This window comes from Flavobacterium pokkalii (genome assembly GCF_014596575.1).
Lineage (GTDB): Bacteria > Bacteroidota > Bacteroidia > Flavobacteriales > Flavobacteriaceae > Flavobacterium > Flavobacterium pokkalii.
This window is the reverse complement of record NZ_NASZ01000002.1, coordinates 18,411-42,832: the sequence shown is the minus strand read 5'-3', so window position 1 is coordinate 42,832 and position 24,422 is coordinate 18,411. Positions and strand designations below refer to the sequence as shown.

Below are 24,422 nucleotides of genomic sequence, written 5' to 3'. Positions count from 1 at the left end.
CCCTAAAATTAGTGAACTCTAATTTTTATTGCATCCTGCTCCGTCCTGCCCACAACAACAATACCAAATTCAGTATTTAGCTGCTTACATTAATTTTTATGAATTTCAACAGCATAAATTTGAGTAGTTCCTTCAAAATTGGCTCTAAAAATGATGTACTTCCCGTCCGGCGAAAAATGAACATTTGGTTCTAAATGGTAATCGTGATTTTTCATATTTACCAATTTTTCTGAAACCAAACTATCTCCTTTAGGCACAAAATGATACAACCACATCCCATCCTTGGCATGAGCTACCTGACCAGCATCACCTCCATCACCTGCAAAGGATTTCATATCTGGTGCAATATTATAATGTATCGACCATTCGTTTCTTTTTAAGGCATATCTGGTTTCGATGCCCGTTTCCAGATTTTTCCCCGCTAAATAAAACGTTTCACTACGAGGAATTTGCAAATCAAACCAAATCGTTTTTCCATCGGGACTAAAAAATTCATGACCAGCAATTTCTCTTTCTACGGTTCTTTTATGAATCAAAGTTGGTTTTGGATTTCGAATATCAATATTCCAAATGCGATCTACTTTATGCCAGGGCCCTTCATGACAATACATAAATAAATTTGAATCAACAGGCGAAAATTGTTCGTGATTCAACCAGGCGTTTTCAGAGTATAATTGCGTCAATTTTCCCGTTGCAACATCAACTGTGATTAATGTTCGTTTCAACTTTGCTTCATAAATTTTATTGAAATAATCACTTTTTTGCGGATTATTTCTAAAAATCTCCCGCTCCTCATTAGAAGACAAAACACCTCCCAAAAGTGTTTCATCCGCATTTAATGTCGCTACCGAACCTGGAACTCCTTCAGGGAATTTAAACACAAACTCGGTTTTATGCGTATCAATATGAGTCGAAAAAATACTATCCTTCATTCTGTAAAACACTTTTCGGGTTTTTCGCCCAAGAATTTCCCCTCCTTTACTTCCAGATTTATCGGTTATTTGAATGATTTTCTTTGAAGCTAAATCAATCGAAAAAAGCTGAATCCCATTTTTAGTACTTCCGTAAAATAACATCAGCCAGCTTTTGCCATCCGCCGATTTCACAAAAGGATTATTATGAAAATAAAAACTGGAATTAGTTCCTTCTCTTTGGACTAATTTTTCCACCTTATGTCCGGTTTCGTCATCAACCCAAAGTCCTAAAAGCGAACTTTCTTTAGAGGTTTTCATCACAGGAATCGTCTTTTTTGGAATTTCAACACTCAAATTTGACTGGGCTTTAGAAGAAAAAAACACCACAAGAAACCCAAAAAGCAAATAAATTGATTTATTCATAATATTTTTATTTATTTTTTTTAATAAGAATAAAAATAATTCATTTTTTTTAACAAAAACAACAAAAAAACAATAATTCATTAAAATCAAATACACAAACAGTCTATTTAACATTATAATTACTCAAATCAAACCCAAAACAAAAACAACTCAAATATCTGAAAAACAACAACTTATAAAAAACAAAAAATTAACTACAGCACAGTAAAGGACAGTTAGCCTGTCATAATCATTAAATTGGAGTAAATTTTTTAACCTTAATCACAACTAATTATGAAAAAAAAAGTTAACCACTTTTTGTGCTTAGTTCTGACCTTATCTATAAGCGTCTTATCTTATGCTCAAGAAAAAGTTATTAAAGGAAAAGTAAGTGACGAATCAGGACTACCAATCCCCGGAGCTTCTTTACTTATTAAAGGCACCACCAAAGGGAACACCACCGACATGGAAGGAAATTATTCGATTTCCGCCAAATCGGGAGACATTATCATTTTTTCCTATTTAGGCTACACTTCAATCGAACAAAAAGTAGGCTCTGCCAGTACTTACAACATTTCTTTGCAACCAAGCAAATCAGAACTTGAAGAAGTTGTCGTAGTAGGATACGGAACGCAAAAGAAAAAACTTGCCACTGGCTCTATGTCTTCAATTAAAACAGACAACTTTACAGAAAGACCTATCTCAAGAGTAGACCAAGGACTCGTAGGTCAAATTGCAGGTGTAAGAGTTAAACAAACATCCGGACTACCAGGACAACCATTTAGTATTAACATCCGCGGTACAGGTTCTATTTCTGCCGGTAACGAACCCTTATATGTTATTGACGGTTTCCCAATACATACTGAAGGCACCAGCAGCAGTGGAGGCTTTTCAAACGGAAGTCCATTAGACAACATGAACCCTAACGATATTGCTTCGATTGAAGTATTGAAAGATGCAGCTGCGGCTGCTATTTATGGTTCCAGAGCATCCAATGGAGTTGTTTTAATTACCACTAAAAAAGGAAAAGCAGGCAAACCTAAATTTACTTTTAACACTTATACCGGTGTAAACAAAGAAGCTAAAAGAGTTGATATGCTAAATGCCGAACAATGGATAGCCAGAGCTAAAACGATGATTGACTACCAATGGGTTAACTCTGGAATCGCTGGTGCATCAGCTGATCAAACAGTTGACGAAAGAAGAGCAACCTATAATGCCGGCAATGCAGCCAGTGCTACGGATCTTGGACCTACTGAATTCAATACGAGTTACATGTACGATCCAAGATGGGACGAACCAGGACATCCGGGATTAGACTACATCAATTGGCAGGATGTTATTTTCCGTACCGGAATGTTTAGCAATTACCAACTTTCTGCTTCTGGCGCAACAGAAATGGTTAATTACTATGTGTCAGGTAATTACCAAAAAAACAAAGGATACATAATAGGAACTGACTACAGCTTATATTCTGCAAGAGCAAATGTAGATGTAAAATTTTCAGACCATTTAAAAATGGGAATAAACATAGCTCCTTCCTACTCTATAAAAAACGATCCGGGAGTTGAAGGAAAAGACAGCACAATACACAAAGCATTAGGCGCAACTCCGGTTTTTGAAAGCGCTCCAAATGCTGAAGGTGAAAAATACACTACACGTTATGCCTGGGGAAGTAGTACCACAAGTATGTTACCCCTTTTACAAAGAACAGGAAGAAATTCGATGTTCAGAAACATGTTATCAGGTTACATTGACTATGAAATCATAAGCAACTTACATGCTAAAAGTACTATTAACTTTGACAATGCCGACAATACTTTTGAAGGATACACTCCAAATGATGTTTTAGCAAGTATCAGAGGAAGTTATAACACCTACAGAAGACAAAATATTGTAAACGAAAACACCTTAACTTATAGCGGTACAATTAAAGACAATCATAATTTCACTTTACTTGCCGGACAGTCATACAATTCATATCAAATCACAAGATCTAATCTTTCTTCAGGAAATCTATACAATAGTTTCACCATTGAAACATTACCTTCAGGCTCAACTGGAAGTACTAATTCAGAAAAAAATGTTCAAATCTCATATTTCGGAAGACTACAATATGACTTCAAAGAGAAATACATTCTTTCTGCCAGTATCAGAAGAGACGGTTCATCAAAATTTGGTTTTGCTCAAAGATGGGGAACCTTTCCTTCCATCTCTTTAGGTTGGATTGTTACAGAAGAGAATTTTATGAAAAACATAGACTGGCTTAGCTCCTTAAAATTAAGAGCCAGTTCCGGATTAAACGGAAATAACAATATTGGTAACTATGCCGCATTTTCCACATTAGGCTCTTACAATTATGCCTTAGGCGGAGGAACAGGCTTAGGACAAGGAGTTTCAAGTATCCCAAACCCTTATTTGCACTGGGAAAAATCAAGATCCAATGATTTTGGTTTTGACTTCGGCTTATTAAAAGGCAAAATATCAGGAACCTTTGATTATTACACTAAAACAAATAGTGATTTATTATTAAACGTACCTATTTTAGCCGCATCAGGTTTTACCAGCTTCTTAACCAATGTTGGAAAAGTACGAAACAATGGATGGGAATTCGAACTAAACACAACAAATATTACCACCAAAGATTTCCAATGGAGAACATCAGCTAATATTAGCTACAACACTAACAAAGTATTAGCATTAGGACCAGATCAGGACAAAATTGAAATCGATTCAGAGTACGGTGCTGGTGTTCCTTTTTACAAATTAGAAGTTGGAAAACCAATGTACACCATCTTTGCTATTAAACAAGACGGAGTAATTACCCAAGCAGATATTGACGCAGGTGGCACTACCTGGGGAGGGAATCCTCTTGTATTGGGAGACCCAAAATATGTAGATCAAAACGGAGATAAAAAAATCACCACAGAAGACAGGGTTGATGTTGGAAATCCAAATCCAAAATACATTTGGGGTATCACCAATACCTTTAAATACAAAGATTTTGATTTAAACATCTTAGTACAAGGTCAAAATGGCGGTTATATTTACAGCTTATTAAGCCGCGGAATCAACCGTACAGGCCAAGGAGCTGTCGAGAATACACTTGATGTTAATCCGGCAACCAGAGGAAACTGGAAAACTACTTTTGGTTTTGTTCCAAATACCGATTGGCTATACAAATCAGATTACATCAGCATTAGAAACATCACTTTAGGATATAATCTTTCAAATGCTTTAAAATCTCTAAGCAGAATTGACAATGCCCGAATTTATCTAAGTGCCGAAAACTGGTTCTACAAAGACAAATACAAAGGAGGATTCAACCCTGAAGCCACAAATACCTCAGGTAGCAGCAACAGCAGCTTCCCTGTTCCGGCAGATTACGGTGGAGCTCCAATGGCCAAATCACTTGTTTTAGGACTTAATATTAATTTTAACTAAACCAAAAATGAAAAAACACATTTATATAATAGCAAATTTCCTTGCCATTTTTGCTTTGACATCATGCGAAAGTGAACTCAATCAAATTCCATTGTCGCAAGGGACTACAGAAAATTTTTATTCAACTGCAAACGACTTTATTCAGGCCAGAAACGCTACTTACTCATATGCTTTTCATGGTGCAAACGAGTACGGTTATGCAAACAGAATATTGAATTTAAGCGAAGTTAGATCCGATAACTTCTATGCCACCACCCAAGCATCCAGAAACTGGGAAGGAATCAATAACTTCACCACTGCTTTAAGTACTAATCCATTAATAAAAGAAGCTTACTTAAGTAATTACAACGCTATTTACAAAGCCAATCAATTATTAGAAAAACTGGAAAGTAATGGTAGCGTAATCACTTCTGAAACAGACCGCACAACCATGAAAGCCGAAGCTAGTTTTTTAAGAGCATTTTGCTACTTTGATTTAATTCGTTGGTTTGGTAAAGTTCCTTTAATTAAAAATACTTTAACTGCCGGAGAAGTGGCTAAAATAGGACGAACTCCAATTACTGAAATTTACGACTTAATCTTATCTGATTTACTATTTGCAGTGAACAACCTTCCTCCTTCTTATGACAATGCTAATTTTGGAAGAGTTACAAAATACGGAGCAAAAGGATTATTAGCTCAGGTATATATGACTCGATCTTCTCCTGATTATGGCATTGATGGCGCTATGTTAGGACTGAACGAATGGGACAAAGCTTATCAACAACTGAATGACATCAAAACAAGCAATCTTTTTGTTTTTGATACTAATTACGCTAACATCTTTAAAACCGAAGGAAATGCAAACAAAGAAAATGTATTAGTAATTCCTTATACTCAAAATACCGGAAACGGAGTTGGGGGCAATTTCCAAATAGAATTAGGATACCAACCATACTTTGCTTCGTTGAATTTATCCGATCAAGGTTCTTTAGAATACAAACCTATCTCCACATCATTCTTAGCAATGTTTGACACAAATGACAGCCGAAGAGCAGTTACACTTGCTGAAAGCTATACCGTAGCATCAGGAACTTACAAAGGGACTTACACCTCTAATCCTTTAGTAAAAAAATATATCGATGCCTCAAGATATGGTAACGGAAGAACCGATTGGGGTGTTGACTTTATCGTAATCAGATACACCGATGTTTTACTGTTAATGGCCGAATGCACGCTTCATGGCGGTGGCGGAACACAAGCTGATGTTGATGATATTGTTAACGACATTAGAGAAAGAGGCGGACTAGCCAGAGATGCAGTAAATGTAAACTTAGACCGATTATTTAACGAAAGAAGAATGGAATTTTTTGGAGAAGGAACCAGATGGTTTGATTTAATCAGATCAGGGAATGCAGTGACTATTATGAACAATTGGAAAACCTCAGAAGACACCTCTGACAAACTTGGAACAATTGATAAAAATTCATTACTATATCCATTACCACTTTCAGAATTTTTAGCAGCTCCAGGGTTATACACACAAAATCCGGGATACGACAACTAAATAAAAAACATCTATCTAATATCGAAAGCGCCATGATTAAATTCATGGTGCTTTTTTTATCCCTCTAAAAAAGCATATAAAACAAAAAAAGCTTCTCAATTGAGAAGCTTTCTGTGCGGATAATAGGACTCGAACCTACACGCCTTGCGGCACCAGATCCTAAGTCTGGCACGTCTACCAATTTCGCCATATCCGCGCGCTATTGTGGGTGCAAATATAAGGATAAGTTCCAATATTCAAAGTAAAAAATTAAAAAAATTTTCACTCTGTTTTTTGTATTTTTGAAAGTATCAAAAACAACCCATAATAAATGGAAAACATTAAAACCTATATTCAAGAAAACAAGAATCGATTTATAAACGAATTAATTGAATTATTAAAAATCCCCTCGGTAAGCGCTGACTCTGCTTATTCGCAAGATGTCATAGATACTTCTGAAGCTGTCAAGTCAAGTTTAGAACAAGCGGGTTGTGATAAAGTTGAAATTTGCGAAACAGACGGCTACCCTATTGTTTATGGTGAAAAAATCATCGACCCTAATTTACCAACAGTCTTAGTTTATGGCCATTACGATGTGCAACCACCTGATCCTATGGAACTTTGGACCTCTCCCCCATTTGAACCGCTCATTAAAAAAACCGAAATCCATCCCGAAGGTGCTATTTTTGCCCGTGGTGCTTGTGACGATAAAGGCCAAATGTATATGCACGTAAAAGCTGTGGAATATATGATTTCTAATAATTGTCTGCCTTGTAATGTAAAATTTATGATTGAAGGCGAGGAAGAAGTTGGCAGCGTGAACCTTAAGACTTTTGTAGAAAACAACACAGCAAAACTTAAAAATGACGTCATCCTGATTTCCGATACCGGAATGATTTCTAATCAACAACCTTCTATCACCACCGGTTTGCGCGGTTTAAGTTATGTAGAAGTAGAAGTCACAGGACCAAATCGAGATTTACATTCCGGCTTATATGGTGGTGCTGTAGCCAATCCGATTAATATCCTGAGTAAAATGATCGCTTCCCTACACGATGAAAACAATCGTATTACCATTCCGGGATTTTATGACAAAGTAGAAGAATTGTCACTCGAAGAAAGAACCGAAATGGCCAAAGCTCCTTTTGATATCGAAGACTACAAAAAAGCATTAGACTTAAATGATGTATATGGCGAAGAAGGTTATGTAACCAATGAAAGAAATGCCATTCGCCCGACTTTAGACGTCAACGGAATTTGGGGCGGTTACACCGGCGAAGGAGCTAAAACCGTTATTCCTTCCAAGGCTTTCGCCAAAATATCGATGCGTTTGGTTCCCAACCAAGATTGGGAGGAAATCACTGAATTATTTACCAAGCATTTTACAGCCATTGCACCAAAAGCAGTAAAAGTAAAAGTGACTCCCCACCACGGCGGACAAGGCTATGTAACCCCTATTGACAGCATAGGGTACAAAGCCGCCAATATGGCTTATAACGAAACCTTTGGCATTCCTGCCATTCCGGTACGTTCAGGTGGAAGTATCCCTATTGTTGCTTTATTCGAAAAAGAACTCAAAAGCAAAACTATCCTGATGGGATTTGGACTCGATAGCGATGCCATTCATTCGCCCAACGAACATTTTGGAATTTTTAATTACCTTAAAGGAATAGAAACCATTCCGTTGTTTTATAAGTATTTTGTGGAATTATCGAAATAGTTTAACCGCAGAGTACGCTAAGATTTTCGCTAAGTTCTCTTAAGTAAAAAATAAAATCCGTTCATTCATTTTAGAGTAAGCGGATTTTTTCATCCTTTACAACAGCAATGTATGCTGTACAACAAAAAAACTACCCGAATATCAACTATACTTATACCCCAAATAAGGCATTGGCTTTTCTTTGAAGTGAATACCGTATTGTTCCAATTCCTTCAATACGGGTACATAGACTTCTTTACGAATGGGGATTTGAACTCCCGGAGTTTTTATTTTTCCGTTTAGGATTAATAAGGTTGCCATAGCTACTGGCAATCCCACCGTTTTGGCCATAGCAGTATAAGTTTGATCCTGACCAATGCAAACCATTTGGGAATCCATTTGTACCTTTTTGCCGTTAATTTCGTAGCCAAATTTATGATACATCACAATCATGTCTTTGTCCTCGGGTTGAAGCGTCCAACTGTCACTGAGAATTTTTTCGAGAATATGAGCCGGAGTCGCATTTTTGAGTCCGACGATTTTATTATCATTGAACAAATCCAATTCCAGCAACTTATCCCACATAATATCATCCTGATCAATCTTGAGCAACAAACGGGTTTTTATTTCCACCGAATCCGTGGGATGATAAGGTAAAAAAGAATTCATAAACTGACGGTAACTCATATTCTCGGAATCTTCCATCACATAGGAATCATCCGTCATTCCAAGCTGCACAAACATGTTCCAAGCTTTGGAAAAACCCACCTTTCGAATCGTACCCCGATACAAAGTAAGAATATCGTCCAAACCGTAAATGCTGCGATATTTTAAAGAATCGCGGTTCGAATAAGCTTCAAATTTCCCATAACCATCAACTTCTAAAAACTCCGTTCGACGAAACAAACTGGTGTACGGAATGTATTTATAGGTTCCCTCCTGAATAAATTTGGCCACACCGCCCTGCCCTGCTAAAACCACATTACGCGGCGCCCAGGTAAATTTGTAATTCCAAAGATTCGTATCGGATTCTGGCGCTACGAGTCCGCCACAAAAGGATTCAAACAATAACATTTTCCCGCCATTTTCCCTGATTTCATCAATGACTTTCATGGCACTCATGTGGTCAATTCCGGGATCAAGCCCCATTTCGTTCATAAAAATGAGTCCGTTTTTTTTCACCTCAGCATCCAATTCCTGCATCGCATCACTGATATAAGAAGCCGTTACCAAATTTTTTCGAAAATGCACGCAGTCTTTGGCAATTTCGATATGCAAATGCGCCGGCAACATCGAAATCACAATATCCGACTTTTGAATAGCGGCTTTTCTTTGACTTTCGTCAAAAATATCTAAAGCAATAGGAGTCGCATTAGGATGATGATTGGTTTTCTTCTGAGCCAATTCCAAAGACAAATCGGCAATTACCAAATGCAATTGTTCTTCCTGCGATTTATCCAAAAGATATTGTATCAACGAAGAAGCCGACCGACCGGCACCAATAATTAAAATCTGTCTCATAGCGGGGAAATAGAACTCAAAAATAGGTAAATGTTTGTGCTGTCACAAGTGATAATCACTAAATAAATAGAAGTTAAAAACAACCTGAGTCTTAATTTATTCTCAGAACAGCATCTCAAATAAAAATTCACAAAACTTTAGCATAATACCAGCTAAACTATCCTATGGAAAACTTTCGGATTCCTTTGTTTTCAAATACTTTTGTAGAGAACCTAAACAGAACAAAAATGGATAAAAAAACAATTTCTACAGCCGCTATACTCGGAATGATAGCTATCATCTTAGGCGCTTTTGGCGCTCATGCCCTAAAAAAAGTATTGAACGCAGAACAATTAGTAACCTTTGAAACGGGAGTGCGCTACCAGATGTATCATGCTCTTTTTTTATTATTCATCGGACTTGTACCAGTCTTAACTTCAAAAGCAAAAACAATCATTTATAATCTGGTGCTTTTGGGCGTGCTGTTGTTTTCAGGCTCCATTTATTTATTGGCAACCAATGAACTTACACCGTTTTTTGACTTCAGGATCATTGGATTTGTAACACCTATTGGCGGACTGCTATTAATTAGTGCCTGGGCGGTTTTGTTCTATAATATCACAAAAAAGTCCGCTAAAAATTAGCATTTCAAAAGAGGAACTCAAATTTATGTTTTATCTTTATATAGAAACCGGAACAAACACTTAACAAGCTTTCTTATGAATGATACACGCCTTTTTTCTTTAGAAAATATCGGAATTAAAAACGCCAACATACATTACCAGTTAACTCCCGGACAACTGCACGATTTGACGCTGCAACGCCGGGAAGGAATTGCAACTTCCACCGGAGCTTTAGCCATCAATACGGGAAAATTTTCAGGTCGTTCGCCTCAGGATCGCTTTATTGTCAAAGACAGCATTACTGAAAATGAAGTGTGGTGGAGTGATATCAATATTCCTTTTGAAGCTGCAAAATTTGATGCACTATATACCAAACTAACCGACTATCTATCCAATAAAGAACTCTTTGCCAGAGATGCTTATGTGTGTGCCGACCCGAATTACCGGTTAAATGTTCGTGTAATTACCGAAACGCCCTGGGAAAATCTCTTTGCTTACAATATGTTTCTGAGACCAACGACAGAAGAATTCGCTAATTTTTCACCCGACTGGACTTTAATTTGCGCACCCAGTTTCCAGGCTGATCCGGAAACAGACGGAACCCGTCAGGGAAATTTCGCCATCTTAAACTTTAGCCGAAAAACCATCATCATCGGAGGAACGGCCTATACGGGCGAAATGAAAAAAGGCGTTTTCTCGGCTTTGAATTTTATACTGCCTGTTTTTAAAAATACCTTATCGATGCATTGCAGTGCCAATGTGGGTAAAAATGGAGAAACCGCTATTTTCTTTGGACTTTCCGGGACCGGAAAAACGACTCTTTCGGCTGACCCCAACCGAAAATTAATTGGTGATGACGAACACGGATGGACTAGTGAAAATACCGTTTTTAATTTTGAAGGCGGCTGTTATGCTAAAGTAGTTAACTTAAGCGAAGAAAATGAACCTGATATTTTTAATGCGATAAAAAGAGGCGCATTGTTAGAAAATATCGTTTTCAAAAAAGGCACTAACGAAGTCGATTATACCGATATTTCGGTTACTCCCAATACACGGGTAAGTTATCCGATTGAACACATTCATAACATTCAGCCGGGTTCTATTGGCAGTAATCCTAAAAATATCTTTTTCCTGACGGCAGATTCTTTTGGAATCCTGCCTCCTATTGCCCGACTAACTCCGGGTCAGGCTGCCTATCATTTTATTTCCGGTTATACGGCTAAAATTGCAGGAACCGAAGCCGGAATTAACGAACCACAACCTAATTTTTCGGCTTGTTTTGGAGCGCCTTTTATGCCGCTGCATCCCACAAAATATGCCGAAATGCTGAGCCAAAAAATGAAAGACACCGATGTAAAAGTCTGGCTAATTAATACCGGCTGGACCGGAGGAGCTTACGGGACGGGCAGCCGAATGAAATTAAAATACACCCGCGCTATGATTACGGCTGCTTTAAACGGCGAACTGGACAACGTAAACTATCACAATCATACGGTTTTTAAAATGGCTATTCCGGAAACCTGCCCGGAAGTACCAAGCGAAATTTTGAATCCGAGAAACACCTGGGAAGACAAAAACTTATACGATATAAAAGCGCGCGAACTGGCTCAAAAATTCAAATCTAATTTTATAAAATTTGAATCCTACGCTAATGATGAAATTTTAGCCGGAGGACCAACAGTATAAGCCGACTAACTATTTTATTATAAAAACACAAAACCCGAAACTTTTCAGTTATCGGGTTTTGTGTTTTTGGGCTGAATACTTGTTTTTAATCGTTTTGCTTTACGGGCACAAGCGGAACGCTTGCGCTAGCCGGTGAAATACTAACTTATAAAAAATTAAGACATTTGTAAAAACAGATACCATTTTTATTTTCTTATATTTGAAAAAAAAGTATGGATATATTTATAGGGATAGCAGGATTAGTTATTGCTTGGTTGACATACCATAAAACGTTTAATTCAGACTTAACTGAAGAAAAAAATAATTTATTAGGTGTTTTTCTAGCCACACAAAAATTACACCTAGAAGTTCAAGAAATACTCCAAGATTATATAGACTTGTATGATGGTGAAAACCATCAAATATATACCAATGTATCATTTGGGCAATTACTAACTTTATATAAAAAATCCTTTGAAAAAGAACTCTCAGACAAGGTTTTTCAAGACCTAAAGAACAATAAAACATATACCAAAAGCAATTTAAAAATTTTTCAAAATATGCTTGAAAAACAACAATACAATTTACTAATGTTTAAAAATCAATTAGTGATATTAAATATTAAAACGATATAAACTAATATATCTACCCTAAGTTAATTATAATATTTTTTGATTGTATTTCAAATTTAAAAGCATCATTACAAAATTTCATACATAAACAGATCCTGCAAAATTCAAAGCTTGCTTTTTAATTTTAGAATCTTTACTCTTGTATCAATTGCGTCTGGCTTTAGCCAGATGATTAAATTATACAAAACAAAAAGGCTCTAGTCGAAATCCTTATTAAGATTTTGGCTAAAGCCTTTTGTCAATTGTAATTTTAAAATGGCTTAAAAGCCATTTCTATTGATTTTTATAGAAGCCACAGATTTAACGAATTAAAAAATTAAGCTCACAGAAATCAATCTGTGCTAATCTGTGTAATCTGCGGTTAAAAAACTAATTTACTTTTTAGCTGCATCAATCAATTGCTGAATACTATCCCAACTGTAATAATGAAAAGTTCTGCCATTGCTCATCGCTACAAAAAGTCCGTTTTGGAAACTGCCGCCTAAATTTACATTCGTTACATCAGCTCCATCACATTCAATGGTCGAAGTTGGAATTTCGGCCAATAATGGATATTCATTCGGATTTCCATTAGCTCCTTCTCTTGGATACACCATAAAAGTATTGGCTTGCTGATTGGACACCAAAATATAACCTTCAGTCGCTGATTTTTTATAAATGGCAATCCCTTCATGATCCGATTTAAAATCATTTTGACCAAAAAGAGCCATCTCATTATTATCATTTTCATCCGGATTAGCCTTATATTTTCGGATTCCAAATTGCTCATCACAATAATAAACCGTTCCTGATTCATTATCTACGGCAATGGCTTCAATTTCTTTTTTACCGCTGTAATTTCCAAATTTACGCACTACATTTCCTATTACCGTTCCGTTTCCGGAATCGCTCAATTCGTACTGCCATAAGTAACTTCCGGAAGGACCTTCTTTTCTTCCCACTATAGCAAAAATTTTATGGTCGGACGGACGCGTATATAAAGCAATTCCCATTGGGTCGCGCATTGTTTCTCCTTCAAAAACAGCAATTCCGCCATTATCAATCGACTCTAAATCCGGCAGACGAAACACTCTGATTTTGTTGTTTTCTCTTTCGGTAGTTACGGCCACATCCACTTTTTTGCCGTTTATTACTAATCCGTAAGCAATATCTACATTGTTGGGTCTTTGTAAAGGAATGGATTTTTTTAAAATTTTTCCCTGCAAATCAAAGGCATACAATCCGCCATCAGAATCTTTATCGGTACCCACAATAATGCTTTTGGAAACATCTGCAGGATGAATCCAAATGGAAGGATCATCAGTATCATGAGGTAATTTTTGGGTAACAATTGTGGGTTTTAGAGCATCTTTTCTAACAGGTGCTAAAGAACTTCCACAGGAATTTAATGTCAATGCTGCTGTTACAGCTACAATAGTATGTATAGTTTTCATTTTATTTCTTTTAAACGAAAAAGTGACAGGATAAAATTACCCTGCCAACTTTATCATTAATTATTATTTATTATTAAAAGTCAAATTTTAAACCAAAGTTAAAACGAGCCTGATAGTATTCTACTTGTTTCGTATTTGAAGCAACTCCCTGATAATAACGCAACGGCTGATTGGTTAAGTTATTTGCTTCCGCAAAAAGACGAATGTTTGGCGTGATTTTGTAAGCTGCATTTGCATCTAAGAAAAATTGCTTGTCATAATAACTATCCTGGTAGCTGTCTGCTCCTAATTCATCTAAGTAATCAGCAGCAAAATTCGTAGAAACTCTGGCAGAAAAACGTTTATTTTCCCAAGACAAGGAACCGTTAAACATGTGAGGTGCTGTTCCCGGAAGACTTACATTATCTCTTTCGTTTCCATCTTCATCAGCTATTCCCTTCGCTTTCGATTTGGTATAAGTATAATTTAAATAGATTCCGAAACCTTTTAAGAATTTACCAGGTAAAAAATCCAATCGACGTTGTAAAGCTACTTCAAATCCGTAAACATCTACACTTTTTCCGTTTCTGGATTGTACAAATGACCAGTTTTCACCTGTTGGAATTGGGTTAACCTGATTTGGAAAATCAGCAGCAAACTTAGCGGTTGTATATTGGTTATCACTATAATTATAAATAAAATCATTTAATCTTTTATAGAAAACACCTCCTGAAATCAAACCAACAGATTTGAAATAATTCTCAGCCATAAAATCATAATTATACGAATAAGTAACATCCAAATCCGGATTTCCGGCAGTAATTTCTTTATCCGAAGCAATATTGTTTACATAAGGTGCTAAGGCATAATAATTAGGTCTTGCCAAAGCGGTTGTTGCTGCCGCTCTTAAAACCAAATTGTCAGTAGCATTGTACTGCAATGAGATACTTGGCAAAACATTCGTATAGGTATTTTTTGTATTGATTTCTCCTTCTAATTCTTCTTCGTCTAATACGCGATTTCCGGTGTAATCGATGCGTGTAGTTTCTGAACGGAAACCCAAAACCATAGATAATTTATCATTAAATTCCTGATCCCATCTTACATAAGCGGCATAAATTTTTTCTTTGGCTTTATAATTTACCGCTAAATATTCGGCTGGATCAGCTTCTTTGTCAAATAAGGTTGGATTGTTCAAATCCAAATTCCCTAAGAAGTTAGCCGAAGCAAAAGTTCCCGGCACATATTTGTCTCCCGGATTAAATCCTTTTCCATCAAAAAAACTCGTTGGAACATCCGATAATAAAGCCATATCATCATTGATTGATTCGTAAGTAAAGAAATTATTGTTTCTCATTTTCTCTTTCATACGCAATCTAAGACCTGTTCTTAACCTTCCTTTTTCCGTTGGAATAATAGTAAAAGGAATACGAATATTTACTTTAGCACCAAATTCACTTTCTGAAGTATCATCGGTATTTTCAGTAACCGAATCAAATTTTAATTTATCTAATGACTCACCATCTGAAGTTACCAAAGGAAATTTATTTTCTGAAAAATCCTGAAAAATATCTAATCCTTTTTGACGGTACTCGATATAACGCTCTCCCGGACGGTATTCTCTGGCTTTTGAATAATTAGCTGACCAATCTAAATCTAATTTGGAATTAATTAAATGTTCTCCACGAAGGGAATAATTTTGAACTCTTTGATCTTCTAATCTTCTTCCTTTGTTTCGGTTATTATCTACTCCACCTTTAGTCTGACGTTTTACACGACCTTCAAAGCCAATAATATCTTCCCCATCATAAATAGCTTCGATATCATCATAAGTAGTTCTGAAACGATTTTCTCTATCATCTCTCCAGTTGTAAATCGCATTGGCAAAAATGGTATTATTTGCATCAAATTTATAGTCCAAAGCAACTGAAGCACTACGACGAATACGTTGTACATCATACTTTCTGATTTCGGCAGCCTGTAAAAACTCGTTTCCAAATTCATCTTTTGTCCATTCATTTTCTACGTTGTCCGAACCATAATCTACATTATTGTAAGAACCACTTACCACAGCTCCGAATTTATCATTGAAAAAACGATTTCCATACACAAATCCGGCAGTATAAGAAGCTTTTTCACGAATAGGTAAATACCCTCCCGCCACTGTAGCCGAGATTCTCTCTCCGTTTGGAGTAGCTCTGGTAATTAAATTTACTGAACCTCCAATCGCATCGGCATCCATATCAGAAGTTAGCGTTTTATTAACTTCAATTGTCGAAATCATATCCGACGGAATCAAGTCCATTTGTACATTACGATTATCCCCTTCAGCCGATGGAATTCGGTCTCCGTTTAGAGTCACTGAGTTTAGAGAAGGTGCCAAACCTCGGATAATAATATTTCGAGCTTCACCCTGGTCATTTTGCATCGTAACACCCGGAACGCGTTTTAAAGCATCTCCGATATTCGCATCCGGAAAACGTCCTACCTGATCAGATGAAATTACGTTACTGATATTTTTATTATATTTTTGCTGACTTAAAGCTTTAGCCTGACCTTTTAAAACATCCCCAACCACTACTTCGTTTAATTCGGTTCCCGAAGTATGTAGATTAAAATTCACCACAGTGTTTTTTCCGGCTACCACCGTCACATTATTTTTTGCCGGCGAATACCCAATGTATCGGATTTCAATTTCGTAAGAACCCGCAGCTACGTTTAAAAATTCGTACCGTCCGTTTCCGTCCGAAATGGTATATTTATTTTGTCCTGCAATCTGAACCATCGCTCCGGGTAAAGGAAATTTATCCGCAGCATCTAAAATTTTTCCTGAAACAACCCCTTTTTGTGCAAACGTTGTTAAAGTCAGCAAAAAAAGAAATACAACTAAATAATTTTTTCTCATCGTTTAATTTTTTAATGAGGCAAAACTATATATCAATCGTTAACTTAAATTCTGAAAAAAATTAAGCTATTGTTACGATTCTCAACTGTAAGATTTTTATTGTTTACAATAAAATAACATTTCGTCACCAACCAAAAATTGATTTTGAAGTAAAAATTAAATCATGCAACAGTCTAATGAAAGAAGATCTAAATAAAGGAGATCAAAAAAATCAAAACACAAAAGGTAAATTTTTGTTCCAAGATTAATTTTTCTGAAACTGGCTGGAGTAAAACCATAGAACGATTTAAAAGCTGCCGAAAAATGCGACACATCCTTATAGCCACATTTGTACGCTATTTCACCAACATTAGCCCTTTCATTTTTAAATAAAACTTTGGCATATTCCATCCGGAGTTGGGTTACATAACTTTTTACAGTTGTTTTAAAACAAGCTTTGAAACCTTTTTTTAATTTAAACTCATTGAGAGATATCAGTCTGGAAAGCTCCGGAAGTGAAGGCGCATTAGTAAAATTTTCTTCTAAAATTAATTTGGCTTTCAAAAGTTTGTTTACATCTTCCTCATCTATTTCCTTATTTCTTTGTGGCTTTTGCAGTAATGAATCCAATTGAAAAAGAAGAAGCTCTTTAATTTTGGTTTCCAAATACATTTTTTTAATTGAACCTTCAAATTTGCAATTTCTTATTTCGTGAATAACCCACTGAATCCCCGAATTAAAAGGAAGATATTCAGGTGTTAAATACCCTGTTTTCTTTTGAGTAATATTTTCAGAAAATTTTTTATGAAGCATCCTGTCTTCATTAATTAATTTAAAATAAAAATGTGGCGACAAAACAACAGCAAAACAATTAATTTCTTCCAAAGCAGGAATTTTAAATGTGCCGTTAAAATTTTCAGCATACAGAATATTATGAGTGTTTTCTATAGAAAGAGGCTCCCTTTCCAATGGTTCAACATGAGTTTCTAAATTACTCGAACAAACAAAATTCATCACTATGGATTCCCCGGTAATTTGAGTTAAAATAATTTTCGGCTTTGAAAAATACATTTGACTATCCAAAATTAAAATTCCATCCGCACGCTGATTGCTGATCCTAATTTCATCATGTTCCTCACTATTTACAACAATTTTTTCTTCCGCAAGAGAACTATTCGAATTATAATAATCCTCCGTTTCTATAGAAATAAATGCTTGCTGCTGCCCTAAAATTGTAGATGTTAGTTTCAAAATATAATCCGCTTTTACAAAGTAATAATCCGTTTTAGCCTATTCTATTCTTGTGTTCCAATAGTATTTTTGCGACAAATTTATTTATAATAAATCTAATTAAGAATAATTATTTAAGAAAAAACACAAAATTTTTAAAATGACTCCTCACCCACTTTATACTCTGTTGTTTCTTTTACTATCGCTTTCAGCCTTTTCACAACAGGATGAAACAGCTGAAAAAGTAAGCGACCCCGCTAAAATTCAGCCTGCAGAAAATAAAGGGAAACCAAAAAAGAAAATTGAAGACTTAAAAACCGTAAGCATCAAAGGGAAATCAAAAAAACAAAAAGCAGAAACTTCGGGTTTTGCAGTGGCTATTATAGAAACGAAAGAAGCATCTTTAAGAAACTTAACCACCAATGAATTACTGGACAGATCTGTTGGTGTACGTGTAAGACAAAATGGAGGAATCGGTTCTAATGTAGAGTACAATCTTAACGGTATGTCTGGAAGCACTATTGGAATTTTTATAGATGGAATTGAAGCTTCTACTTTCGGTCAGTCTTTCAACCTCAACAACATCCCTCCGTCTATGATTGAGCGAATCGAAGTTTATAAAGGAATTTTACCTTCACATTTAACTGGTGATTATGTTGGTGGTGCAATTAATGTAGTATTGAAAAAAAATGTATCCAAAAATACTGCTACGGCAGCTGTCTCTTACGGTTCTTTCAACACTTTTCAAGCCGATTTAGGGGCAAGCTACCGCGATAAAAAAACAGGACTTTCCTTCAGAGGATCAAGCTTTTATACCTATACCGACAATAGTTATACAACTTGGGGAAATTCAACTACTTATGTTAATGAATTGGGACAAATAACCAAACCGTATAAGGCCAAACGATTTAATAACACTTATAAATCTGTGGGAGGTCGTGTTGAAGTTGGCTTTACCGATACCAAATGGGCAGATCAGTTTTTCATTGGTTACAATGGATCAAGTAACTATACTGAAATACCTCATGGAATTACTATGGCAGTTCCATATGTAGGCCGATTTAATGAAACAGAAGCCCATGCATTATTATTAAATTATAGCAAGAAAAATTTCCTGATAAAAAATTTAGCATTAAATATTAATGCTGTGCGAAGCGAACGCAGTACCTACTTACAGGACACCGTTAGTTATGCCTACAACTGGGATGGTACTATCAGAGAAATCATTGAATTTGGAGAAAAAGTTCCACTACGAACAGGAGGAGGACAACAAGGTCCAAAAACCATGACCAATACAGATAGAAAAATTACCAATTCCCGTTCTAATTTGGGATATATTATTACTCCTGGGCATCGTTTATCGCTAAATCATAAATACGAAGCAACAAATAGAAAGGATGAAGATTTACTCAATCCGGCATCGCAAGATTTAGCCACTAAAAGTTTAGTCACTAAACATATCTTATCGATGAATTATGAGGCTGAAAGTTTTAACCGAAAACTACGAACAAATATTTTAGGGAAGTACACAACCAATCGTAACAATCAAACAAAATCAGAAATTGTAACCGTGGATGGTGTCAACTCGATTGTAAAAAAAGACACGATAACTTCTAACCATAATTTTGGATATGGTGCTACTGCTTCTTACAATATAATTCCAGCTCTATTCATTATTGCCTCCACAGAGAACTCTTATATTATGCCTACAGAAATGCAATTGTATGGAGCTCCTGAAAATAATATTCTGCCCAATCTTGGATTAGAACCTGAGAAAAACATTAACTACAATCTGGGTTTCCGCTACGGTGCATTAGACTTTGGCAAGCACAGAGTCTCTTTTTATGCCAACGCTTTTTGGAGAAATGGTTATAAAAAAATCACGCAACAAGCGGTAGATGTAACTGAAATTGAGGAAGAATCGGATGCGGATATTCAAACAACCCGATACGTCAATTTAGGAAGAACTCAAGCCCGAGGCATGGAAGCCGAAATTATTTACATCTACAACAGCCGATTTAATGCAGCTTTAAATTTTTCCCAATTCAATAATGTTTTCAAACAAAAATTTGACAATAATGGCAATCCTCACACCTTTTACGGACAACAGGTAGTGAACGAACCTTATTTTACCTTTAATGCTAATTTTCAGTACCGATTTAATAACATTTTCCAAAAAAAATCTATCCTAAACGCCTATTACAATACCGGATATGTCAAAGAATATTATACCGTTTGGGGACAACCTGAATGGTCAAAGACTCCAAGCCAATTTACCCATGATTTGGGATTTAGTTACCGTTTCCCTTCCAAAAAACTAGTCGCAAGTATAGATGTAAAAAACCTGACAAACGCAGAAGTTTACGACAATTTCAGAATACAAAAACCCGGCAGAGGCATCTACTTCAAATTGAATTACACTTTTAATAATTTTTTATAATCAAATCATAAGTAACATGAAAAAAAATCTATTTAGAATAGTATTATTTAGTACCATTACAGCATTTACATTAGGAAGCTGTAGTAATGATGACAATAAAGATTCCGGAGATAATTCCGGAAATGACGGCACACGCTGGATTACATTAACAGGCTCTTTCCCTGATGCCAACGGTACTGCTGGTAATGGCGGTACTCGTGCCTATGCCATTACTCCGGAAAATGCCGCCAATCCAAACTATGAAGTTGATTTATTTAAAATGAACGGAGCCGAATATGTAGAAGGTTTTGCCTTAAAATCAAGTCGTACTGCGCGTGTACAAGCCTCTGCTGATGGTAAATTTTTATACAACATTCAATACACCGGAACAGAAGGCGGCGTGTTCAATAAATATAGTGTTTCGGGTGCCGGAAAATTTAAAGAAGTAGGTTATGAATTGAATACTGCCGTAATTTTAGGTACTTCCCCACGCTGGGTTAAAGCAGCTGAAGGTATTGGTGTAGGTGTATCTTTTGGAGATGCCTTAGATCCTTATACTGGAACTGCGCCTAATTATGTTTACCGTCATCCAAAAGGAATCATAAAAATTGCCAATATTGACCTAAATAACACCGCTATCACAAATACAGGATCAATTAATGTGGATTTAGGAACAGAATTAGAATCAGAAGGATACCATGTGTGGAGAGCTGACGTTCCGGTTTTAAATCAAGCTAAAGACAAACTTTACATTGGTTTAGGAATCAGAAGACATGACATCAATGGTACAGTTACTACAAATGCAACATCCGGTGCTATTAATGGCTGGGCAAGGACTGACGAAAGAAATTTAGGAACAGTAACTTATGTGGTAGATTATCCTTCTTTAAGAAATCCTAAAATTATCACTTCTGAAAACACCATGACAGATAATCTTGGCTACCGTACTATGACACAATATGTAGGCACTGATGGCCATATATACCAAGCAACAGCAACTTCTGGTCCGGATATCTTACGTATCAGTAAAACAACTAATGATTATGATCAAAGCTACCACTTTAATCTTAACACAGCCTTAGGAATTACCGGCGCAAGTATTAAAGCCTGGAGATATGTTAAAGATGGTGTAGCTGTAGTGCTATACACAACTACAAGCGCAGCAGGTGGATATATTGCTTTGATTAATCTAAATGATAAAACTGCTGTTAAATTAGCAACAGACATTGAAACTGATGCCGCATTATCAACCACTTTAGGTCAATTCCAAAACATAGGTCTTGTAGATGACAATATCTACGTTCCATTAACTCCTGCCGGAAAAGATGGTAACATTTATATTGTAAACACAAAAACTAAGGGAATCAAAAAAGGAGCTAAATTAAAGGCTGCTTCCGGGAGTTTCTATCTTGGTGCTTACTAAAACGATACGCCTATTTTAAAAAAAACAGTAGCCGGATTGGGGAAACAGGTGCTTAATTAGTAAACAAATCGAAATTATTTTTTAGATACAATCTATTTCTAATTTCTCCCTATTCATTTACCATAACACTAAACCCCAACAAATTCAAAACTTGTTGGGGTTTTAAAATTTATATCTAAAAAACATTTAAACTACATCAAACTCAAAATTTCTTTCTTCAAGGCATCATATTCACCCTGAAGAATCAATCCGTTATCTAACAGCTTTTTGTAATTCTGTAATTTTTCAAATAATTCGTCCTGAGACAATCCGGCAAAACTGCTTTCTTTTGCATTAGAAACCGATTCGGCAAACGATTCTTTTTCAGTTATAATCTCAGGAATAGAAGTTGGAATGATTTCGGCAAAATGGCTTACTTCTTCCGCTTCCATATCTTCTATTTCTTCGGGAAGCACTTCCGGTGCAGCCACATTGGAACTACTGTTATTCTTTAAAATATCCAATTGTTCTTTGGCAAACGTATAAATCTTTCTGGCCTGAATTTTTGGAATATAATCAATGGAAACGGTCAAATCAGTTTTGGTTGAAAAAGAAAACTCCGAACCCAAAATATTTTCTTTAACAAAAGTTCCTTCAATTTGATCCCAGGTATAATCGGTAAAATCCATCGAAAGTCCTAAATTTTTAGGCTGACAAATAATAATTCGTTTATTAGTCAAAACAATACTGTCGGGAAAAACAGTAATTGCTGGTTTTTTTTGCACCCCTATATAACCTATTTCTTCATTCTTCATCAATAAATCATCCAGTTTGGAAGTGATTTTTTCAATGGCTTTCGGATCTTGTTCCTCGTTTAAAAATTTTTTAATTTGATCTTTCATGAGTTCCTCATTTATTTGGACACGGATTAAATAGTCTTTTTTTCTGTTACAAAAGTAAGCGCTAATTTCCTAAATAGAAGTTAATTATTGCTACTTTTATAACTTTTGCTTTGGAACAAAAGTACACAAAAAAGCCTTAGTTGTTCCTGCGATACAACCAAGGCTTTTTACAAAATGAATTATGAAATAAATTAAATAAGTCCTTTTCTTTTTTTCTCCAAATAACCATAATACGTCAGATGATTTGGCACTTCTTCTTTCGGAAAAAAGTAACTAGCAATCCAACCCACACAAAACAATACAATATGACTGTAAACACCTAACATGTATTTATGATGGGTATAATTGAAATCTCCCATATCCAGAATAAGGTGTTTGGCCTCTCCGGTTCCTATTTTAGTAGAAGTCAGCAACGCAAAACCGGTAAACAAAATACAGGCAACAATCCCCACATTCAACCCTTTTCTGTTGGCTCTGTTGACAAAAAGTCCTAACAATAGCATTCCGGCAATTCCACCTGAAAAAATAGCGTACAACATAAACACGGTTGACAAAATTCCTTCATCTTCTCCATAATACACATAAACGCTGGCGACTAAAATTGCGGCTAAACCGGCTGCAACTACTAAGATTTTACCCATTCTAAGATGTTGTAAACCGGAAGCTCCCGGTTTTAATCTTTTGTAATAATCATCAACACCTACTGCGGCCAAACAATTCAAATCGGCATCCAGACTCGAAATTGCCGCTGCAATCAATGCCGACAAAATTAAACCAATCAGTCCCGGAGGCAATTGAGTGGTAATGAAATAAGGGAAAACGGCATCAGAAGCGATCCCTTCCGGTAAATGCAATTGTGGATTCAACGCATAAAAAGAGAACAAAGCCGTACCAATAAACATAAAAACGGTCCAAACCGGAACCGTAATGGCAATTCCTAAAACCGAAGCTTTAATCGCATCTTTATCGGTTTTAGCGGTTAGATAACGTTGTACAATCGTTTGATCGGCTCCATATTTTTGAATGGCATAAAAAATACCATTGATTACCATCACCCAAAAAGTAAGGTTGACAAAGTCAAAATCATAAGGTCCGAAACCTATTTTGTCGTTATCAACAGCATAATTTACTATTGCTCCAAGACCTCCATCGGTTTTAAAGAGAATAACTGCGATAGCTACGATTCCTCCTAAAATTAGTAAAAATCCCTGAATCACATCCAGCCAGATTACGGCTTCCATTCCACCAAAAAGAGTGATAAAAATAATGGCAATACCAATAATCCAAATAACGGTTAAAGCATCAACTCCGGTCATAGATGACAAAGCCAAAGCCAAAAGAAATAACACCGAACCCATTTTAGAAAAATGAGCAAAAATAAAGCCTAAAGAACCATAAACCCGCGCCAGATAGCCAAATCGTTTTTCGAAATATTCATAGGCACTCAAACCAATGACATTGCGATACAAGGGCACAATAAAACGGATGGAAAAAAGCAAGACAACAGGAACCATAAATCCCTGAACCAGTAAAATCCAGTTGGATTTATAACCTTCACCCGGATAAGCCAAAAAAGTCACACTACTGATTAAAGTGGCAAAAATAGACATTCCTACTGCCCAGGCCGGAATACTGCCTCCGGCTGCAAAGTATTGCTCCGTATTGGTATTCTTTTTAGAGAACTTGACTCCCACCCAAAAGGTCAGTACCAAAGACAAAACAATAATTAAATAATCGATAAAATGTAACGAGGCTCCACTCATAATTTA

15 protein-coding genes and 1 tRNA gene are annotated in these 24,422 nt (G+C 36.1%); 8 read left to right on the top strand and 8 right to left on the bottom strand.

What is annotated here, in order from left to right:
- Positions 1-89: 89 nt before the first annotated feature.
- Positions 90-1,337, bottom strand: coding sequence for an oligogalacturonate lyase family protein (locus tag B6A10_RS02115; protein WP_188219539.1), 1,248 nt, complete (start codon positions 1,335-1,337; stop codon positions 90-92).
- Between the two features lie 273 nt (positions 1,338-1,610).
- Here B6A10_RS02115 and B6A10_RS02110 point away from each other — a divergent pair, with 273 nt between their 5' ends.
- Both B6A10_RS02110 and B6A10_RS02105 read left to right on the top strand, forming a co-directional pair.
- Positions 1,611-4,760: a SusC/RagA family TonB-linked outer membrane protein gene (locus B6A10_RS02110; protein ID WP_188219538.1), complete on the top strand. Its 3,150-nt coding sequence runs from the start codon at positions 1,611-1,613 to the stop codon at positions 4,758-4,760.
- Positions 4,761-4,767: 7 nt separating this feature from the next.
- Positions 4,768-6,306: a RagB/SusD family nutrient uptake outer membrane protein gene (locus tag B6A10_RS02105; RefSeq protein WP_188219537.1), complete on the top strand. Its 1,539-nt coding sequence runs from the start codon at positions 4,768-4,770 to the stop codon at positions 6,304-6,306.
- 114 nt (positions 6,307-6,420) lie between these two features.
- On the opposite strand, the gene B6A10_RS02100 is transcribed toward B6A10_RS02105, so the two are convergent.
- Positions 6,421-6,502: transfer RNA gene (locus tag B6A10_RS02100), tRNA-Leu, on the bottom strand.
- 114 nt (positions 6,503-6,616) lie between these two features.
- Here B6A10_RS02100 and B6A10_RS02095 point away from each other — a divergent pair.
- Positions 6,617-8,005 carry a dipeptidase gene (locus B6A10_RS02095; RefSeq protein ID WP_188219536.1) on the top strand — a complete coding sequence of 463 codons (1,389 nt, stop codon included), beginning with the start codon at positions 6,617-6,619 and terminating at the stop codon, positions 8,003-8,005.
- Positions 8,006-8,146: 141 nt separating this feature from the next.
- Here B6A10_RS02095 and B6A10_RS02090 read toward each other — a convergent pair whose 3' ends face one another.
- Positions 8,147-9,505 (bottom strand): saccharopine dehydrogenase family protein, encoded by a 1,359-nt coding sequence (locus B6A10_RS02090; protein ID WP_188219535.1) that lies wholly within the window; start codon positions 9,503-9,505, stop codon positions 8,147-8,149.
- Positions 9,506-9,732: 227 nt separating this feature from the next.
- Between B6A10_RS02090 and B6A10_RS02085 the strand changes: the two genes are divergently transcribed.
- The 3 genes from B6A10_RS02085 to B6A10_RS02075 all read left to right on the top strand — a co-directional run bounded on the left by B6A10_RS02085 (position 9,733) and on the right by B6A10_RS02075 (position 12,407).
- Positions 9,733-10,128 carry a DUF423 domain-containing protein gene (locus tag B6A10_RS02085; protein WP_188219534.1) on the top strand — a complete coding sequence of 132 codons (396 nt, stop codon included), beginning with the start codon at positions 9,733-9,735 and terminating at the stop codon, positions 10,126-10,128.
- 75 nt (positions 10,129-10,203) lie between these two features.
- Positions 10,204-11,793, top strand: coding sequence for a phosphoenolpyruvate carboxykinase (ATP) (gene pckA, locus B6A10_RS02080; RefSeq protein WP_188219533.1), 1,590 nt, complete (start codon positions 10,204-10,206; stop codon positions 11,791-11,793).
- 212 nt (positions 11,794-12,005) lie between these two features.
- The gene (locus B6A10_RS02075; protein WP_188219532.1) at positions 12,006-12,407 is read left to right on the top strand and encodes a hypothetical protein; all 402 of its coding nucleotides are present in this window, start codon (positions 12,006-12,008) and stop codon (positions 12,405-12,407) included.
- Positions 12,408-12,778: 371 nt separating this feature from the next.
- Here B6A10_RS02075 and B6A10_RS02070 read toward each other — a convergent pair whose 3' ends face one another.
- The 3 genes from B6A10_RS02070 to B6A10_RS02060 all read right to left on the bottom strand — a co-directional run bounded on the left by B6A10_RS02070 (position 12,779) and on the right by B6A10_RS02060 (position 17,951).
- Entirely contained in the window at positions 12,779-13,837 is a 1,059-nt protein-coding gene (locus B6A10_RS02070) for a phytase (RefSeq protein ID WP_188219531.1), read from the bottom strand.
- Positions 13,838-13,910: 73 nt separating this feature from the next.
- On the bottom strand, positions 13,911-16,721 hold the full coding sequence (locus B6A10_RS02065) for a TonB-dependent receptor (RefSeq protein ID WP_188219530.1): 2,811 nt from the start codon (positions 16,719-16,721) through the stop codon (positions 13,911-13,913).
- A 156-nt stretch (positions 16,722-16,877) separates the two neighbouring features.
- A complete protein-coding gene (locus B6A10_RS02060) occupies positions 16,878-17,951 on the bottom strand; it encodes a helix-turn-helix domain-containing protein (RefSeq protein WP_188219529.1) in 1,074 nt (357 codons plus the stop codon).
- A gap of 139 nt (positions 17,952-18,090) precedes the next feature.
- Here B6A10_RS02060 and B6A10_RS02055 point away from each other — a divergent pair, with 139 nt between their 5' ends.
- On the top strand, positions 18,091-20,370 hold the full coding sequence (locus tag B6A10_RS02055) for a TonB-dependent receptor plug domain-containing protein (protein WP_188219528.1): 2,280 nt from the start codon (positions 18,091-18,093) through the stop codon (positions 20,368-20,370).
- 16 nt (positions 20,371-20,386) lie between these two features.
- Entirely contained in the window at positions 20,387-21,772 is a 1,386-nt protein-coding gene (locus B6A10_RS02050) for a hypothetical protein (protein WP_188219527.1), read from the top strand.
- 191 nt (positions 21,773-21,963) lie between these two features.
- On the opposite strand, the gene B6A10_RS02045 is transcribed toward B6A10_RS02050, so the two are convergent.
- Together B6A10_RS02045 and B6A10_RS02040 are read right to left on the bottom strand one after the other, a co-directional pair.
- Positions 21,964-22,653 (bottom strand): PH domain-containing protein, encoded by a 690-nt coding sequence (locus B6A10_RS02045; protein WP_188219526.1) that lies wholly within the window; start codon positions 22,651-22,653, stop codon positions 21,964-21,966.
- Positions 22,654-22,844: 191 nt separating this feature from the next.
- Positions 22,845-24,416, bottom strand: coding sequence for a sodium:solute symporter (locus tag B6A10_RS02040; RefSeq protein WP_188219525.1), 1,572 nt, complete (start codon positions 24,414-24,416; stop codon positions 22,845-22,847).
- Positions 24,417-24,422: the final 6 nt, after the last annotated feature.

Coding starts and splice junctions, on each gene's coding strand:
- B6A10_RS02115 (WP_188219539.1), bottom strand. CDS start 1,337: ATGAATAAATCAATTTATTTGCTTTTTGGGTTTCTTGTGGTGTTTTTT.
- B6A10_RS02110 (WP_188219538.1), top strand. CDS start 1,611: ATGAAAAAAAAAGTTAACCACTTTTTGTGCTTAGTTCTGACCTTATCT.
- B6A10_RS02105 (WP_188219537.1), top strand. CDS start 4,768: ATGAAAAAACACATTTATATAATAGCAAATTTCCTTGCCATTTTTGCT.
- B6A10_RS02095 (WP_188219536.1), top strand. CDS start 6,617: ATGGAAAACATTAAAACCTATATTCAAGAAAACAAGAATCGATTTATA.
- B6A10_RS02090 (WP_188219535.1), bottom strand. CDS start 9,505: ATGAGACAGATTTTAATTATTGGTGCCGGTCGGTCGGCTTCTTCGTTG.
- B6A10_RS02085 (WP_188219534.1), top strand. CDS start 9,733: ATGGATAAAAAAACAATTTCTACAGCCGCTATACTCGGAATGATAGCT.
- pckA (WP_188219533.1), top strand. CDS start 10,204: ATGAATGATACACGCCTTTTTTCTTTAGAAAATATCGGAATTAAAAAC.
- B6A10_RS02075 (WP_188219532.1), top strand. CDS start 12,006: ATGGATATATTTATAGGGATAGCAGGATTAGTTATTGCTTGGTTGACA.
- B6A10_RS02070 (WP_188219531.1), bottom strand. CDS start 13,837: ATGAAAACTATACATACTATTGTAGCTGTAACAGCAGCATTGACATTA.
- B6A10_RS02065 (WP_188219530.1), bottom strand. CDS start 16,721: ATGAGAAAAAATTATTTAGTTGTATTTCTTTTTTTGCTGACTTTAACA.
- B6A10_RS02055 (WP_188219528.1), top strand. CDS start 18,091: ATGACTCCTCACCCACTTTATACTCTGTTGTTTCTTTTACTATCGCTT.
- B6A10_RS02050 (WP_188219527.1), top strand. CDS start 20,387: ATGAAAAAAAATCTATTTAGAATAGTATTATTTAGTACCATTACAGCA.
- B6A10_RS02045 (WP_188219526.1), bottom strand. CDS start 22,653: ATGAAAGATCAAATTAAAAAATTTTTAAACGAGGAACAAGATCCGAAA.
- B6A10_RS02040 (WP_188219525.1), bottom strand. CDS start 24,416: ATGAGTGGAGCCTCGTTACATTTTATCGATTATTTAATTATTGTTTTG.